We start from the raw sequence: 12,556 nt of genomic DNA, 5'->3' as shown, positions 1-12,556 counted from the left end.
GCGTACCTTTTTTCGAAGCAAATGTGTGGTGGGGCCCGGGTCAAAAGGGGCCCTCTGTCGGAAGACTCATATCCGTGGATACCGGAGGCTGTAGTAAGGCGCCTCTCTGCTTATCGCCGCGCATTGTAACCAAGCGGCGGCGCAATCTCATGCCCCGTGGCGCTCGCCGCCGCGCCCCACGGCCAGTATCATGCGGGCATGCGCTTTCCCTTTCTCACCGACGCCTTTCTGGGCGCGCTGGAGGCCACCGGTGCCGCCACCCCGGCGCGCGGTTGGAGCCCCTGCCACCTGCGCCACGGCGACGCTTTTTTGCCGCTCTATGCCCGCGACGGCTCCCGGGGCGAGTATGTGTTCGACTTCGCCTGGGCCGATGCCTACCAACGCCACGGGCTGCCCTATTACCCCAAGCTGGTCACCGCCATTCCGTTTACCCCGGTGGTGGGGCCCCGCTGGCGCGGTGAATGGCGGGCCGACGAGCTGTGGCGGCAGGTGCGCGAGCGGGCCCGGGAGCAGGGCGCCAGTGGCTGGCATCTGCTGTTCCCGGACCGCCCCGCCCGGGAGGCCCTGGCGGAGCTGCCGCTGATCGAGCGCCAGGCCTGCCATTTCCGCTGGTTCAACCGGGGCTACCAAGACTTCGAAGCCTTTCTGGCCACCTTCAATTCCCGTAAACGCAAGAGCGTGCGCCGGGAGCGCCGGCGGGTGGCGGAGCAGGGGCTCACCGTGGAACGGCTCACCGGCGCCGACATCGGCCCGGACAGCTGGCGGTTCTTTTACCAGTGCTACGCCAACACCTATCTGGTGCGCGGCCAGTTGCCCTACCTTGGCGAGGCGTTCTTTCACCGGCTGGCGGCGGAACTGGGCGACCAGCTGCTGCTGGTGCTGGCCCGCCACGGCGAGGAGCCGGTGGCGGCGGGGCTCTACCTGTTCGACCAGGGGGCACTGTACGGCCGCTATTGGGGGGCGGTGCGGGAGTACGACGGCCTGCATTTCGAGGTCTGTTACTACCAGGGTATCGAGTTCGCCATCGAACGGGGTCTGCGGGAGTTCGACCCGGGGGTGCAGGGCGAGCACAAGATTCTGCGCGGCTTCGAGCCGGTGCTGACCTATTCGCTGCACTGGCTGGCGGAGCCGGCGTTTCATGACGCGGTGGCGGATTTCTGCCAGCGCGAGGCGCGCCAGGTGCTGGCCTACCGGGATGAGGCGCGCACCCTGTTGCCGTTCCGGGCGGATCAGGCGATGGCCGGTTCCGGCAGCGGTTCCGCCGACGGCGCCAGCCCGCGCTGAATCATCAGCGCCATGGTCACCGGGTCGCGGGGATCGGTACGGGGGTGGGTCGGGCATTTCGGGCCCAGGGCGGCGGTCACGTCGTCCAGGGTGTCGTCGCTGCTGTCGTCCAGGTTCACCAGGTACTCCAATACCCGCCCGCCGCCGTCCACCAGGGTGCCGGTGTACATGCGCTCGTCGCAGCGGCACACCAGGGCGAACACGCTGTCGTTGACGGCCACTCCCCGGGCGGCCAACCAGGCGGTCAGGGCGGGGTCGAGCACGCCCTTGCGAACCAGGTGGGTACATTCGCATACCGCCTGCCAGGTATTGCGGTGACTGATTTTGGACAGTTGCATCGCGTGGTTTCCCCTCACCCCGATGATTGATTCCCCGAATATTTTGTGAACAGTATCACAAAAAAGTGCCTGGTCAAATATTGCTCAGCGGGTCCGGAAGAGCGGCGGCATGGGACAGTCCAGCAGCGCGCACAGGGCCCGCAGCAGCTCCGCCTCGGCCACCTGCACCCGGCCATCGGCGAGCACCAGGTCGGCGGCGGCGTCGATCAGCGGTGCCTTCAACAGCGGGGTAAGGCGGTTGAGCCGGTCCACGGCGGTGCGCAGCCGGGCCGGGCTGCAGTTGTTCGGCGGCAGCAGCAGGCGGCCCGGCGGCAGCAGCCCGTGGGTGGCGCGCAGGAAGGCGTCCAGGGCGGTGGTGCGGACGGAATCGCCGGCCCAGGCCAGCAGTGAGAACACCACCTGGATTTCATTGGCCACCGCGCTCAGACGCCGGATCTCCATGCCCGGCAGCGCCCGGGGGGCGGGCGTCAGCGCCTGCCGGGCGATGGCCGCCAGGGCCCGGCACAGCAGGTCATCCCCGCCCCGATGGCGGGTGATCGCCTGCAACTGGGCGATGATCACCGGCCGTCGCCGCTCCGGCGCCTGGCGCAGGGTGGCCACCGCCAGGTCCAGCAGCGGCAGGCGCAGCCGGGTGCCCTGGGCGCGCACCTGTTCCACCAGCGCCCGCCGGCGGCCGGCGCGCAACGCCGGCGGCGGCTCCACCGGGCCCAGCACCAGGGCGTACAGCACGCACTCGGCGCCCTCCTGGGTGTGCAGCGCCCGCCGCAAATCCTCGGGAATGCTGGCCAGCAGCGAGCGGGCATAGCCCAGATTGGCCCGGTCAAGCTGTCCCACCTGGTGGGACGCGCCGGGCCGGTGGCCGGCCGGCCGTTGCTGCCGCCGGCCGCGCACCCGGGCCCGCGCCGGCCAGTCCGGCCCCAGTGCCAGCAGACGCTGGTCGAGGCTGGGATGGCTGGCCAGCAGACGCCGCCAGCGGATTGCCAGGGTGTCGGCGAAGGCCATATGGCTCAGGTCTTCCGCGTGCAGGCTGCGCAGGTGGGAGCCGTGGTCACGGATCTTGATCAGGGCGCCGGCCAGGCCCGCCGGCTGGCGGGTGAACTGCACCGCGCTGGCATCGGCCAGCCGTTCCCGCTGGCGGGCGATGGCGGCTTTGATCAGGCGCCCGAAGAACAGGCCGGCGTAGCCGATCACCATCAGCACCAGACCGCCCAGGGCGAACAGCGGCAGGCCCCGCCGGCGCCCCTCGCCGGCGGCGCCGTGCAGCATGAATTCGCCCACCTTACCGATCGCCAGCACCCCGGCCAGGGCGGCCAGCAGGCGCAGATTCAGGCGCATATCCGCGTTCAGGATATGGCTGAACTCATGGGCCACCACGCCCTGCAGCTCGTCCCGGTCGAGCCGTTCCAGGGCGCCCCGGGTGACCACCAGCACGGTGGTGGAGGGCGTCAGCCCGGCCACCAGGGCATTGATGCCGCCCTCGTCGGGCAGCACGAAGATGCGCGGCGGCAAGGTGCCGGCGGCGATGCTGATCTCCTCGACCACGTTGAGCAGCCGGCGCTGGGCCGGGTCGCGGGGGTTGGCGGGCAGCTCATGGGCGTGCAGCAGGCGGGCCAGGGCCGGGCCGCCTTCGCGCAGCTGCCAGGCTTTGCGCAGGGAGCCGCCCACCAGCACCGCCAGGGTGGTGGCGGTGACCGCCAGGCCGATGTTACTGGTCAGCCATTGGCCCAGGGACGGCCCGGGGAACAGCCAGCGGCTGACCAGCCAGGCGCAGAGGTCCACGGCGGCGGCCACCGCCCCCAGCGCGCACAGGAAATAGAACACCAGCAGCGCGGAGCGCCGCCTTGCCTGCGCCTGATGATCGAAGAAGTCCATGGCGGGGAGGGTCAGAACGAGACGTTGACCGCCCGGCGCGCTTCCGGGTTCTCGATATCCAGCAAGGAGGCTTCCTTGAAGGGACCGAACAGGCCGCTGACCGCGTTATTGGGGAACTGCTCCCGGTAGGTGTTGTATCTCATCACCGCGTCGTTGAAGGCTTGCCGGGCGAAGCCGATGCGGTTCTCGGTGGCGGTCAGTTCCTCGGTCAGCGCCTGCATGGTCTGGTCGGCCTTCAGGTCCGGGTAGTTCTCGCTCACCGCCAGTAGCCGGGACAGGCTGCCGGAGAGGATCGATTCCGCCCGGCCCAGGCGGCCCACGGCGGCGCCGTCGTCCGGTTCGGCGGCGGCTTCGCGGCGGGCGCCCTCGGCCTGATTGCGCGCCTCGGTGACCCGGGTCAGGGTCTCCCGTTCATGCTCCAGGTAGGCCTTGGCGGTGGTCACCAGGTTGGGAATCAGGTCGTGGCGGCGCTGCAGCTGCACGTCGATTTGCGCGAAAGCGTTCTTTAAACGGTTGCGAAGGCTGACCAGGCGGTTGTAGATCACCACCAGATAAATCAGCCCCGCCAGTATCACGGCGAAGAACAGCCAGGTCCCCATCTTTCCCCCTCTCCCTGCCGAGTTGTTATGACCGTGCATAACGTTACTGCAAGCGAGAGGTTCTGGCTATTGGCGTGATGGCGACCGTGTCACGATTGCAGTGGGTGCAGTGGCAGGTAGTGGTCCACCAGCAGGGCGGTGAACAACACGAACAGGTAAACAATGGAGTAGCCGAACGTTTTCATCGGCAGTTTCGGGTCCTGGCTGAAACGCAGACGGATGGCGTGCACCAGGAAAATACCGCTGAGGATCACCGCGCTGACCAGATAGATCAGCCCGCTCATGCCGGTCAGGTAGGGCAGCAGCGAACAGATGAACAGCAGAATGGTGTAGTAGAGCACCGATTCCCGGGTAAAGGGGATGCCGTGGGTCACCGGCAGCATCGGCACGTCCGCCTTGGCGTATTCATCGGCGCGGTGGATCGCCAGCGCCCAGAAGTGCGGCGGCGTCCATACGAAGATGATCAGCACCAGCAGCCAGGCATAGGGGTCCAGGGAATTGGTCACCGCCGCCCAGCCGAGCAGCGGCGGAATGGCGCCGGCGATGCCGCCGATCACGATGTTCTGCGGCGTGGCGCGCTTCAAATAGAGGGTATAGACGAAGGCGTAGCCGACGAAGCCGAACAGGGTCAGGCCGGCGGTCAGCGGATTGACCAGGAAATAGAGCATGGCCATGGAGGCCAGCGCCAGGGCCACGGCGAACGCCACCGCCGCCTTCGGGGAGATCACCCCGGCCACCAGCGGGCGCTTCTCGGTGCGCTTCATGATGGCGTCGATCTTCTGGTCCATGATCTGGTTGATCGCCGCCGACGCCATCATCGCCAGGGACAGCCCCACGAAGGCGGGGATAAAGATGTGCAGGGGCACCATGCCCGGTGGATCGGTGGCCAGGAACATGCCGGCCACGGCGGTGACCATCAGTAGCATCACCACGCCGGGCTTGGTCAGCGCCAGATAGTCCCGCCAGCCGGCGGCGGGGCGGCTGTGCTGCTCGGGCTGATTGGCGCCCATTGCCTTATCGTTCGCGCTCATGGTGACTCCCTCTCGACCTGTTCTCGGTGCCCCTCAGGGCTGCCCGTCCGGGCGCGGGTGGCGGGCCGCGCATTTTACGTTGATGGCGCGGATAAAGAGTACCAGCGATATCAACAGAAGCACGGCCACGAAGTTGTGCGATACCGCCACCCACAACGGCACCGAGAACACCACGTTACTGATGCCCAGGCTGATCTGCACGGCCAGAAGGCCCAGGATCACCAGGCCGAAATTGCGGAAGAACCGGCTGCGGGCCCGGGTCAGAATACGGGCCACCAGCAGCAACACCATCACCGTGACCAGCAGGGCGCCGAAGCGGTGCATCACATGGATGGTGGTGCGGGCGTCGTTCTGCAGCACGCCGAACTCGTAGTCCGGCCGGTCGTGCTCATGGCCCCAGAAGACGAAGGCGTCCTCGAAGTTGATGTGGTCCACCCAGCCGTCCTCGCAGACCGGCAGCTCGGTGCACACCACGGCGGCGTAGTTGGCGGTGGTCCAGCCGCCCAGGGCGATCTGCAACACCACCGCGACCAGCGCCAGGCCGCCCAGGGTTCTGAGGCTGCGCACATCGCAATCGTTGAGAAAGCGCGGCCAGCGATACAGGCGGGCGGTGAGCAGCGCCAGCAGGGTGAGGGTGGTGAAGCCGCCCAGCAGATGCAACATGACGATGGTGGGCTGCAGGCCCATGGTCACCGTCCACATGCCCAGCAGGCCCTGGAAAATCACCAGCGCCACCAGGAACAGGGGCAGCTTCACCGGCTGCTTCTCGCGCTTGCGGTTGACCAGGCTGAGGGCGGCGATGATCAGGATCAGCAGGCCCAGGGTGGAGGCGAAATAGCGGTGCACCATCTCCGGCACGGTCTTGTGCGCTTCGCGCAGCTGGCCGGGGCTGGTGGCGTTCTGTTCATTGACGTGCTCAATGGCCTTGCGCACGTCCAGGTGGCCATAGCAGCCGGGCCAGTCCGGGCAGCCCAGGCCGGCGTCGGAGAGCCGGGTCCAGGCGCCGAGAATGATCACGCCGGCGGCCAGGATCAGCGCCAGCACGGCCACGCGGCGCAGCCACAGTTGCGAGGAAGTGAGAGGTTGCCGGGGTTCGGGATGCATGTGTCGAAACCTGTAGGGATAGCGGGCGCCGCTTCAGATCAGCGAGCCCTTCAAGGTACGTTCAAGATCCAGGCGGATGTTTTCCGCCTCCTCCAGGGTGGCGTCCATGTCCTCGTGGGTGGGGTAGCGCAGAAAGATCTGCCCGTCCGGGCTGACCACGAATATATCGCCCAGCGCGTCCCCGCCGGTTTCTTCATAGGCCGGCGCCAGCGCCGCTTTCACGGTGCCGGCATCGCCGTGCGTTTCCACCATGCCGGCCACCTGATCGTCCAGGAAGCCGCGCAGATCGTCGGACGCCGGCGCGGTGAGTACCACCACCCGGCGCAGCCGATCCATGTTCTCGCCCAGGGTGCGCTGCACCTGGCGCACCTGGTAATAAAGGCCGTTCTTGCAGGCCCGGTCGCAGTCGGCGCCGGCCACGTACATCAGGCTCCAGCGTCCGCTGGTGTCGGCGTCGTCGTAGGGTTCGCCGTCGCTGTCGCGCAGGTCCAGGGCCTCGAGCTGCACATGGGGAATGAGCAACTGGCCCTGGTTCTGCCGGGGCAGCGACCAGGGGTCGACGAAATAGCGCCCGGCGATAAAGAACAGGACAAAGGGGCTGACGATGGCCAACAGGGTCAGTCGGTTTTTGAGACGTGGCGACATGATGTTTCAGTGATCCGGTCGGGGGCGCCGGCGGAATCGGGCGACCAGGTACATGATCAGGGCGGCCAGCCCCAGCCCCAGCCACTGCAGCGCATAGGCCTGGTGGCGTTCCGGGCTGATCGCCGCCGTGATGTCCTGCCAGGGCCTTGGCAGCACGGGGGCGTCACCCAGGGACTGTTCGGGCGGCACCCGAATCTCGAAGGGCGCCAATTCTACCCCAAGTCGGCGCCCGATGGCTGCAAAATCCACCTTTTGCACCCGCAATGGCCATTGGTGCTCCGCCAGGGGCGTGCTTTTCAGCACCAGGGCGCGGGTGTCGGGTTCATACACCTGCCCGGTAACGGTCACCGGGCCGGATATCGGGGCCACGTCCGGCAGCCGGGCGCGGTCGGCGCCCCGGGGCAGCCAGCCCCGGTTCACCAGCACCCAGCGGCCATCGTCGGCGTGCAGCGGGCTGAGCAGGTAGTAGCCGGCCACGCCCTGGTAGGTGCGGTTGTCGAGCAGCACCGGGTGGTCGTTGTCGACGGTGCCGCGCACCCGCACCGGCAGGTGCTGGCGGTCGTCGCGGCCCAGCGCCTGGTCCAGGCTCACCGGCGCGGCCTGGGCCTTGGCGGTCTGGTCGGCCAGCCAGGCACGCTTTTCACCGGCCCGCTGCCATTGCCACCAGGACAGGCTCAGGCACGCCGCGACCACCGTGAGGGTGAGCAGCAGGCCTAGGGGGGAAAAGCGCCTATTCATCTTTCACTCGCTGGGGTGGCGGCTACAATGGGCGCGTATTGTACCCGACCGGGTTCGCACGTCGAGGCAATGCCGCCCGGCGTTGGCTAAGGAGAAGTGTATGTGGTGGGTGAAGCTGATCGTCATCGTGCTGTTGATCGCGGCGGTGGTGGCGCTGGGCAAGGCGTTGATGTCGCTGGTGCGTGGCCAGGGCAAGGACGGCAAGACCATGCGCGCCCTGGCCTGGCGGGTCGGTTTCTCGGTGGCGGTGTTCCTGTTCATCCTGCTGAGCATGATGATGGGCTGGATTGAGCCCCACGGCGTCAACCCGGCGGCCAGCCCGGACGCGCCCATGGAGCAGTCGGCGGAATAAGCGTTTGTTGATCGCGGTTGAAACCGCTCCTACAGCACCCGATCAAACAGGGTAGCAGCGGTTTCAACCGCGATCCTCCCCACACCGAAAAACAAAAAGCCCCGGCTTGTGACCGGGGCCTTTTGTTTCCAGGGTGGTCGGCGGGGTTACAGCCAGTACACCACCACGAAAAGGAACAGCCAGACCACGTCCACGAAGTGCCAGTACCAGGCCCCCGCTTCCCAGGCGAAATTGTTTTCCGCGTCGAAGTGGCCCTTGATCACACGCAGCAGCGTGACGAACAGGAAGATGGTGCCGATGGTCACGTGAACACCGTGGAAACCGGTCAGCATGAAGAACAGGCTGCCATAGATGCCGGCGTGCAGGGTCAGACCCATTTCCTCGTAGGCGTGATGGTATTCCCAGGCCTGAAGGCACAGGAAGATGGCGCCCAGCACCACGGTTACAGCCTGGAAGCCGATCAGCTTGCCGCGCTTGCCTTGCAGCAGGGCGTGGTGAGCGATGGTCAGGGTCACCGAGCTGGTCAGCAGGATGGCGGTGTTGATCGCCGGCAGGCCCCAGGCGCCCATGGCCTGGGTGACGGTGCCGTCCGGGGTTTTCACCAGCGGCCACATGGCCTGGAAGCTCGGCCACAGCAGCTCGTGGGTCATGGCGTTGTTACCGGCGCCGCCCAGCCACGGCACGATCAGCCAGCGGGTGTAGAACAGGGCGCCGAAGAAGGCACCGAAGAACATCACCTCGGAGAAAATGAACCACAGCATGCCCTGGCGGTAGGAAATGCCCAGCTGCTTGCTGTGCAGGCCGCCCACGGATTCCTTGATGGTGTCGCGCCACCAGATGGCGATCACCAGCCACAGGGTGGCCAGGCCGAAGAAGAACAGCGGCATCCCCCAGCTACCCTGGAACTTGTCCGGGGCGGTGCTCTGCTGGATAAAGTGGGCCCCGCCCACGGCGGTCATGAACAGCCCTACCGAAGCCGCCAGGGGCCAGGGGCTGCTCTCGGGTACGTAATACTTCTCAGTAGCCATTTTGAAAAAGTCTCCTGTACAACCGGGCCGTTACCGGGCGACCGCATTGTTGTTGATAACGGTGTTTTTGGTAGCGGCGACCCGGTCGGTCACGTCGAATATCGTGTACGACAGTGTCAGCGTGGTGATGTGCGGCGGCAGCTCCGGATCGAGATAGAAGATCATCGGCATTTCCTTGCGCTCCCCGGCCCCCAGGGTCTGCTGATCAAAGCAGAAGCACTGGGTCTTGTGCAGGTAGCGCGCCGCTTCCCCCGGGGTCACGGACGGAATGCTCTGGGTGACGATGTCACTGCTCTTCGGGTTGCTGGCGTAGAAGTTCACCAGCGTGATCTCACCCGGATGCACCTTTACCCGGCGGGTGGCGGACATGAAGTCTCCGTTCACGCCCTTGCCCCGCTGGGTGATGAATTCCACGGTCACGGTGCGGTCTTCCACGGTCCGTGACGGGCCTTCGGTGCTCGCCGTCGACGACGTCTTGCCGTTCAATCCGGTGATGTCGCAGATCACGTTGTAGAACGGCACCATGGCGAACGCGAAGCCGAACATCGCCAGCGCCCAGATCAGGAGCTTGCGCAGGGTGCGCTTATTGCGATGTTCGAGGCTTTCTTGGCTCATGGCACCGTTATCCGCGATTCTTTATTTCACCACCGGGGGTGTTTCAAAGGTATGGAACGGGGCCGGTGAGGGCACTTCCCATTCCAGGCCTTCCGCGCCTTCCCACGGCTTGGCCGGGGCCTTCTCGCCTTTCTTCAGGGCGCACAGCACGCACACCGCCAGGAACAGCAGCTGCGACAGGCCAAACCAGAAGCCGCCGATGGAAATCCAGAAGTTATAGTCGGCGAACTGCAGGGCATAGTCCGCGTAACGACGCGGCATGCCCGCCAGGCCCACGAAGTGCATCGGGAAGAACAGCAGGTTCACGGAGATCAGGGAACTCCAGAAGTGCAGCTCGCCGAGCAGCTTGTTGGGCATCACGCCAGACCACTTGGGCAGCCAGTAGTAGGCGGCGGCGAACATGGTGAACACGGCGCCGGATACCAGCACGTAGTGGAAGTGCGCCACCACGAAGTAGGTATCGTGGTACTGGAAGTCCACCGGCGTGATCGCCAGCATCAGACCGGACAGGCCGCCACAGGTGAACAGGATCACGAAGGCGATGGCCCACTTCATGGGCAGCTCGAAGGTCAGTGAGCCGCGCCACATGGTGGCCACCCAGTTGAACACCTTCACGCCGGTGGGCACCGAGATCAGCATGGTCATGTACATGAAGAACAGAGTACCGGCCAGGGGCATGCCCACGGTGAACATATGGTGTGCCCAGACCACGAAACTGAGCAGCGCGATGGACGCGGTGGCGTAGACCATGGAGGCGTAGCCGAACAGCTGCTTGCGCGCGAAGGTGGGGATGATCGCCGACACGATACCGAACGCCGGCAGAATCATGATGTACACCTCGGGGTGCCCGAAGAACCAGAACACGTGCTGGAACAGGACCGGGTCACCGCCGCCGGCGGCGCTGAAGAAGCTGGTGCCGAAGTGACGGTCGGTGAGCATCATGGTCACCGCGCCGGCCAGTACCGGCATTACCGCGATCAGCAGGAAGGCGGTGATCAGCCAGGTCCATACGAACAGCGGCATTTTCATCAGGGTCATGCCCGGCGCGCGCAGGTTGAACACGGTGACGATCACGTTGATCGCGCCCATGATCGAGGAGATACCCATCATGTGCACGGACAGGATGAACAGGTCGGTGGAAGCCGGGCCGTACTCGGTGGAGAGCGGCGCGTAGAAGGTCCAGCCGAAGTTCGGCGCGCTCGGATGCCCGGCGCCGAAAGCGCTCATGAACATGGAGCTGAGCAGGATCAGGAAGGCGAACGGCAGAATCCAGAACGACCAGTTGTTCATGCGCGGCAACGCCATGTCCGGCGCGCCGATCATCAGCGGAATCATCCAGTTGGCCAGCCCGACGAAGCCGGGCATCACGGCGCCGAATACCATGGCGAGACCGTGAAGGGTGGTCAGCTGGTTGAAGAATTCCGGGTCCACGAACTGCATGCCCGGTTCCAGCAACTCGGTACGAATCACCATCGCCAGCAGGCCACCGACCATGAACATGGCGAAGCTGAACCACAGGTACAGGGTGCCGATGTCCTTGTGGTTGGTGCTGAACAGCCAGCGTTTCAGGCCGGTCGGGGCGTGGTGATGATGGTCATCGTGTGCGGTGGCAGCGGTACTCATCGATCTCCCCTCCCTTACTCTTGTTCGTAGACGTCTTCGGGTTGAATCAGGTCACCGGTCTCGTTACCCCAGGCGTTACGCTCGTAGGTAATGACGGAGGCGATCTGGCGCGGTGACAACTGGGCGGCGAAAGCGGGCATGGCGCCACGGCCTTCGATCAGCACATGGATGTGCTCTTCCAGATGTTCTTTCTTGGTGGCGAAGTCGCTGCCCGCGAACGGCAGGCCGACACCGCCTTCACCATTGTTGCCATGACACACGGCGCAGTTGCCGGCGTAGGTCTGCTTGCCCAGCTCCATGGCTTCGTCCAGGTTGGCGAACGGCGTCAGGTCCGGGGCCGCGGCGGCCTCTTCCTTCTTCTGCGCCAGCCAGTCGGCGAACTCGGCCTGGCTCACCACCTTGGCCTCGATGGGCATGAAGGCGTGGTTCTTGCCACACAGTTCCGCGCACTGACCATAGTAGGTGCCTTCCTGGCCTTCGGGAACCTTGGCCCAGGTTTCGTTGACAAAGCCTGGGATGGCGTCCTTCTTGCCGCCGAAGTCCGGCACCCAGAAGGAGTGGATCACGTCCGCTGAGGTGACCAGGAAACGGACCTTCTGGCCGGACGGCAGCACCAGCGGGTTGTCCACTTCCAGGTTGTAGTTGGCGTCCTTCGCGGGGAACTCCTTGCCCACGGCGTCCTTGGCGGTGCCGTAGGGGAACAGGCCGCCGGACAGTACCGGGTTGTTGATCTGTTCCGGAGGGGTGGCGATGTTGGACATATAGGAGACGCCGATATTGTTGTCGTCCCCGTAGGTGAGATACTCGTATTCCCACTTCCAACGATGGCCGGTGACCTTCACGGTGAGTTCCGCGTCGGAGGTGTCATCCAACTGGATCAGCACACGGGTGGCGGGCACCGCCATGGCGATCAGGATGACGAACGGAATTACCGTCCACAGCACTTCCAGGAACACGTTCTCATGGAAGGTGGCCGGGTTCGGATGGCGGGAACGGCGGTGACGGATCATGGAGATCAGAATCAGGCCGAACACCAGCAAGCCGATGATGGTGACGATCCACAGAATCGTGGTGTGAAGGTCGTACACTTCCTGGCTGACCGCGGTGACCCCGGGCCGCAGGTTATGGTCGGAACGTTCAGTCCAGTCGCTGGCCATGGCCATGCCGCTGATCATCAGCGAAACGAGGCCGACCGCCGCGCGGTGGAACAGAGTTGACTGCATGCGTTTGCTCCCTGTTTTCCCCAGCGAGTCCCCCCCGGAACAAGGGGGCACGCCTTTTCTATTGCCGTCACCGGCACCTGGAAAGCGAGTTTCAGGATAATGAT

The 12,556-nt window shown here is 65.4% G+C and carries 13 protein-coding genes; 2 read left to right on the top strand and 11 right to left on the bottom strand.

Annotated features, from left to right (window positions below):
* Positions 1-198 precede the first annotated feature (198 nt).
* Complete coding sequence (locus FGS76_RS11715; protein ID WP_138772828.1) at positions 199-1,284, top strand: GNAT family N-acetyltransferase; 1,086 nt, start codon at positions 199-201, stop codon at positions 1,282-1,284.
* On the opposite strand, the gene FGS76_RS11710 is transcribed toward FGS76_RS11715, so the two are convergent.
* The 7 genes from FGS76_RS11710 to FGS76_RS11680 form a co-directional block, all read right to left on the bottom strand.
* Positions 1,230-1,622: a hypothetical protein gene (locus FGS76_RS11710; RefSeq protein WP_138772827.1), complete on the bottom strand. Its 393-nt coding sequence runs from the start codon at positions 1,620-1,622 to the stop codon at positions 1,230-1,232. The two genes, FGS76_RS11715 and FGS76_RS11710, sit on opposite strands and share 55 nt — an antisense overlap.
* An 84-nt stretch (positions 1,623-1,706) precedes the next feature.
* Positions 1,707-3,494 carry a M48 family metalloprotease gene (locus tag FGS76_RS11705; RefSeq protein ID WP_138772826.1) on the bottom strand — a complete coding sequence of 596 codons (1,788 nt, stop codon included), beginning with the start codon at positions 3,492-3,494 and terminating at the stop codon, positions 1,707-1,709.
* 11 nt (positions 3,495-3,505) lie between these two features.
* Positions 3,506-4,093 (bottom strand): LemA family protein, encoded by a 588-nt coding sequence (locus FGS76_RS11700; protein WP_138772825.1) that lies wholly within the window; start codon positions 4,091-4,093, stop codon positions 3,506-3,508.
* Positions 4,094-4,182: 89 nt separating this feature from the next.
* Positions 4,183-5,103 (bottom strand): heme o synthase, encoded by a 921-nt coding sequence (cyoE, locus tag FGS76_RS11695; RefSeq protein WP_138772930.1) that lies wholly within the window; start codon positions 5,101-5,103, stop codon positions 4,183-4,185.
* A 54-nt stretch (positions 5,104-5,157) separates the two neighbouring features.
* Positions 5,158-6,228: a COX15/CtaA family protein gene (locus FGS76_RS11690; RefSeq protein ID WP_205717250.1), complete on the bottom strand. Its 1,071-nt coding sequence runs from the start codon at positions 6,226-6,228 to the stop codon at positions 5,158-5,160.
* A 33-nt stretch (positions 6,229-6,261) separates the two neighbouring features.
* Positions 6,262-6,873: an SCO family protein gene (locus tag FGS76_RS11685; protein ID WP_138772824.1), complete on the bottom strand. Its 612-nt coding sequence runs from the start codon at positions 6,871-6,873 to the stop codon at positions 6,262-6,264.
* A gap of 6 nt (positions 6,874-6,879) precedes the next feature.
* Positions 6,880-7,611 (bottom strand): SURF1 family protein, encoded by a 732-nt coding sequence (locus FGS76_RS11680; protein ID WP_138772823.1) that lies wholly within the window; start codon positions 7,609-7,611, stop codon positions 6,880-6,882.
* A 100-nt stretch (positions 7,612-7,711) separates the two neighbouring features.
* On the opposite strand from FGS76_RS11680, the gene FGS76_RS11675 reads away from it, so the two are divergent.
* Complete coding sequence (locus tag FGS76_RS11675; protein ID WP_138772822.1) at positions 7,712-7,963, top strand: twin transmembrane helix small protein; 252 nt, start codon at positions 7,712-7,714, stop codon at positions 7,961-7,963.
* A 146-nt stretch (positions 7,964-8,109) separates the two neighbouring features.
* Here FGS76_RS11675 and FGS76_RS11670 read toward each other — a convergent pair whose 3' ends face one another.
* The 4 genes from FGS76_RS11670 to coxB are packed head-to-tail and all read right to left on the bottom strand — an operon-like array spanning position 8,110 to position 12,452.
* On the bottom strand, positions 8,110-8,991 hold the full coding sequence (locus FGS76_RS11670) for a cytochrome c oxidase subunit 3 (RefSeq protein WP_138772821.1): 882 nt from the start codon (positions 8,989-8,991) through the stop codon (positions 8,110-8,112).
* A 30-nt stretch (positions 8,992-9,021) separates the two neighbouring features.
* Positions 9,022-9,606 (bottom strand): cytochrome c oxidase assembly protein, encoded by a 585-nt coding sequence (locus FGS76_RS11665; RefSeq protein WP_138772820.1) that lies wholly within the window; start codon positions 9,604-9,606, stop codon positions 9,022-9,024.
* 21 nt (positions 9,607-9,627) lie between these two features.
* The gene (gene ctaD, locus FGS76_RS11660; protein ID WP_138772819.1) at positions 9,628-11,229 is read right to left on the bottom strand and encodes a cytochrome c oxidase subunit I; all 1,602 of its coding nucleotides are present in this window, start codon (positions 11,227-11,229) and stop codon (positions 9,628-9,630) included.
* A gap of 14 nt (positions 11,230-11,243) precedes the next feature.
* Positions 11,244-12,452 carry a cytochrome c oxidase subunit II gene (gene coxB, locus FGS76_RS11655; RefSeq protein ID WP_138772818.1) on the bottom strand — a complete coding sequence of 403 codons (1,209 nt, stop codon included), beginning with the start codon at positions 12,450-12,452 and terminating at the stop codon, positions 11,244-11,246.
* Positions 12,453-12,556: the final 104 nt, after the last annotated feature.

Origin of the sequence: Alloalcanivorax gelatiniphagus (genome assembly GCF_005938655.1) — a bacterium.
In the GTDB taxonomy this organism is placed as follows: domain Bacteria; phylum Pseudomonadota; class Gammaproteobacteria; order Pseudomonadales; family Alcanivoracaceae; genus Alloalcanivorax; species Alloalcanivorax gelatiniphagus.
The sequence above is the reverse complement of the archived record's forward strand: the minus strand, read 5'-3'. Positions and strand labels throughout refer to the sequence as shown.

What these genes read in the sequence shown, in the direction of transcription:
- FGS76_RS11705 (WP_138772826.1), bottom strand. Translation starts at nt 3,494, where the DNA reads ATGGACTTCTTCGATCATCAGGCGCAGGCAAGGCGGCGCTCCGCGCTG.
- cyoE (WP_138772930.1), bottom strand. Translation starts at nt 5,103, where the DNA reads ATGGGCGCCAATCAGCCCGAGCAGCACAGCCGCCCCGCCGCCGGCTGG.
- FGS76_RS11675 (WP_138772822.1), top strand. Translation starts at nt 7,712, where the DNA reads ATGTGGTGGGTGAAGCTGATCGTCATCGTGCTGTTGATCGCGGCGGTG.
- coxB (WP_138772818.1), bottom strand. Translation starts at nt 12,452, where the DNA reads ATGCAGTCAACTCTGTTCCACCGCGCGGCGGTCGGCCTCGTTTCGCTG.
- FGS76_RS11685 (WP_138772824.1), bottom strand. Translation starts at nt 6,873, where the DNA reads ATGTCGCCACGTCTCAAAAACCGACTGACCCTGTTGGCCATCGTCAGC.
- FGS76_RS11700 (WP_138772825.1), bottom strand. Translation starts at nt 4,093, where the DNA reads ATGGGGACCTGGCTGTTCTTCGCCGTGATACTGGCGGGGCTGATTTAT.
- FGS76_RS11690 (WP_205717250.1), bottom strand. Translation starts at nt 6,228, where the DNA reads ATGCATCCCGAACCCCGGCAACCTCTCACTTCCTCGCAACTGTGGCTG.
- FGS76_RS11715 (WP_138772828.1), top strand. Translation starts at nt 199, where the DNA reads ATGCGCTTTCCCTTTCTCACCGACGCCTTTCTGGGCGCGCTGGAGGCC.
- ctaD (WP_138772819.1), bottom strand. Translation starts at nt 11,229, where the DNA reads ATGAGTACCGCTGCCACCGCACACGATGACCATCATCACCACGCCCCG.
- FGS76_RS11710 (WP_138772827.1), bottom strand. Translation starts at nt 1,622, where the DNA reads ATGCAACTGTCCAAAATCAGTCACCGCAATACCTGGCAGGCGGTATGC.
- FGS76_RS11670 (WP_138772821.1), bottom strand. Translation starts at nt 8,991, where the DNA reads ATGGCTACTGAGAAGTATTACGTACCCGAGAGCAGCCCCTGGCCCCTG.
- FGS76_RS11665 (WP_138772820.1), bottom strand. Translation starts at nt 9,606, where the DNA reads ATGAGCCAAGAAAGCCTCGAACATCGCAATAAGCGCACCCTGCGCAAG.
- FGS76_RS11680 (WP_138772823.1), bottom strand. Translation starts at nt 7,611, where the DNA reads ATGAATAGGCGCTTTTCCCCCCTAGGCCTGCTGCTCACCCTCACGGTG.